This is a genomic window from Companilactobacillus versmoldensis DSM 14857 = KCTC 3814, from assembly GCF_001434295.1.
Lineage (GTDB): Bacteria > Bacillota > Bacilli > Lactobacillales > Lactobacillaceae > Companilactobacillus > Companilactobacillus versmoldensis.
The window spans coordinates 1-2,380 of the sequence record NZ_AZFA01000049.1 but is presented as its reverse complement, the minus strand read 5'-3'; the positions used below and the strand labels follow the sequence as shown (position 1 = coordinate 2,380).

The window sequence follows — 2,380 nt, the reverse complement described above, 5'->3', positions numbered from 1 at the left end:
TACCAGAAAGTTTAGACCCGTTTTTTTGTGCCACAAAAAAAGCGTCGATCGTAAGATCAACGCCAATAATACCCATTATTTATTAGTCGATATATTTTAATTCCTTACTTGTATGTGTGAATGGTTCATTGCCATCCTCAGTCAAGTAAACACAATCTTCAATTCTGACACCAGCAACATCAGGGATATAGATACCAGGTTCGATGGAGAAACACATGCCAGGTTTCAAGACCATATCATTTCCAGCCATAATTGATGGAAATTCGTGTTCTGAAGTTCCCATACCATGTCCCAAACGATGGATGAAGTATTCACCATAGCCAGCTTTTTCAATAATATCACGAGCAACCTTATCTAATTCAGCAGCTGTGATACCAGGTTTAGCAGCGTCCATGGCAGCATATTGCGCTTCCAAGTCAACCTTGTAAATGTCTAAGGCTTTGTCATCGGGCTTACCAAAGGCTATAGTCCTAGAGGCATCACTGATATAGCCGTTATGAACGGTACCTAAGTCAAATAAGACCAGTTCATTTTTCTTGAGTAAATTCTTTTCAGGTCCACCATGAGGATTGGCGGCATTTGCACCCGCTTGCACAATTGTGTCAAAGCTCATATGCATTGCACCTTTTTTCATCATGGCGTATTCTATTTCCGCAACGACATCTTGTTCCGTGCGTCCTTCCTGAATGGCGTCAAATCCGACTGAAAATGCGAAATCAGCTTCACGCCCAGCAGCCTTAAGGTTCTCAATCTCTTCAGGAGTTTTGATCAAACGAGCATTTTCCATATAACGTGACAAATTTCCAGGAAATTCTGCATCAGGAAAATGTTGTTTGATGATCTCGAATTTTTGGACCGTCAAGTTATCTTTTTCAGTTGCCCAGTTTTTCGGTTGGCCAGCGACTTTCATGATTTCATCGGCAAGCATTGACCAGCCATCCTCATTGTCTAAATAACCAAAGACATTTTTATCCCAACCTGCTTTTTTAACAGAGCCAACTTCAAGAGCAGGGTCGAAAATAAAGGGATCTTTGTCAGGAAATACCATTAAAGCTAAAATTCGCTCTACCGGATCGCTGTAAAAACCTGTAAAATAGTTAATGTCGGTCGGATCAGAAATGTAGGCAATATCATAGTTGTTATTGCTCAGATATTTCTGTAGTTCTAATAATTGTGTCTTCATGTTTTTCTCCTTAATCTTATTTAACAAAAGTATAACACTGAAAATTAAATTCTTGCTTTGAAAAAATATGAAAACTTGTTATAATAACAAGGTAAACGCTTGCAAATTGTGTTATAGTCTGATAAATTAAATATGACTAAATGAAAAAGTGAAAGAGTGTAATACTATGGAAAAAAAAGTGGTAACTATATACGACGTGGCTGAAGCGGCCAATGTATCTATGGCCACCATTTCCCGTGTCGTGAATGGGAATGCAAATGTCAAAGAGGAAACTAGGAAACGGGTTTTAGAGGTTATTGATCGCCTCAATTACCGGCCAAATGCTGTTGCCCGTGGCTTGGCTAGTAAAAAGAGTACGACAATCGGTGTTATCTTGCCTGATATAACTGATTTATACTTCGCATCGTTAGCCAAAGGTATTGACGATGTTGCCTCGATGTATAAATACAATATCATCTTGACCAGTCTTCAAGAGAATATCGGGGATGAAGAGCAAATCTTGAATAATTTGCTTTCCAAGCAGGTTGATGGCTTGATTTATATGGGCAAGCAATTATCTAAGAAATTAAAGCGTACGCTTGGAAGTTCAAAAACTCCAATCGTGTTAGCTGGATCAGTCGACCGTAATAACGAGACAGCAAGTGTTAACATTGACTTTACCGATGCTGTCTACAATGTAGTCAGCCAGTTAATCCAAAACGGACATAAGAAGATTGCCTTTGTCGGTGGCAGTTTAGAAAATCCTATTGATGGTAAATATCGTCTTGACGGTTATAAGAAAGCTCTAAAAAAAGCTCATATCAATTTTTCATCCAATTTAGTTTTCGAAGCAGAATATTCAGTTCGTGCAGGTGAAGCAATTTGGGATGCTGTTAAAAACAGTGGTGCAACAGCTGCCTATGTTACTGAAGATCTTCTTGCTTCAGGTATTTTAAATTCAGCTATGAAGTCAGCAACAAGCATTCCTGATGATTTTGAGATCTTTACCAGCAATAACACAGTTCTCTGTGAGGTAACACGTCCTAAATTAAGTTCAATCGAGGAACCATTATATGATATTGGTGCGGTTGCTATGCGTCTTTTAACTAAGATGATGAATCAAGAGCAAATCGACGAAAATACCGTTAAATTGCCATACAGTATCGTTAAACGTGAATCTACAAACTAATATAAAATAAAAGGCTCTAAGTCAAATCG

General features: G+C 38.4%; 2 protein-coding genes. One reads left to right on the top strand and one right to left on the bottom strand.

Features of this window, described 5'->3' with window-relative positions:
* Nucleotides 1-82: 82 nt before the first annotated feature.
* Nucleotides 83-1,183 carry a M24 family metallopeptidase gene (locus FC27_RS11385; protein WP_010624789.1) on the bottom strand — a complete coding sequence of 367 codons (1,101 nt, stop codon included), beginning with the start codon at nucleotides 1,181-1,183 and terminating at the stop codon, nucleotides 83-85.
* Between the two features lie 166 nt (nucleotides 1,184-1,349).
* Between FC27_RS11385 and ccpA the strand changes: the two genes are divergently transcribed.
* Nucleotides 1,350-2,351, top strand: coding sequence for a catabolite control protein A (gene ccpA, locus FC27_RS11380; RefSeq protein ID WP_010624788.1), 1,002 nt, complete (start codon nucleotides 1,350-1,352; stop codon nucleotides 2,349-2,351).
* Nucleotides 2,352-2,380 lie beyond the last annotated feature (29 nt).

Coding starts and splice junctions, on each gene's coding strand:
- FC27_RS11385 (WP_010624789.1), bottom strand. CDS start 1,183: ATGAAGACACAATTATTAGAACTACAGAAATATCTGAGCAATAACAAC.
- ccpA (WP_010624788.1), top strand. CDS start 1,350: ATGGAAAAAAAAGTGGTAACTATATACGACGTGGCTGAAGCGGCCAAT.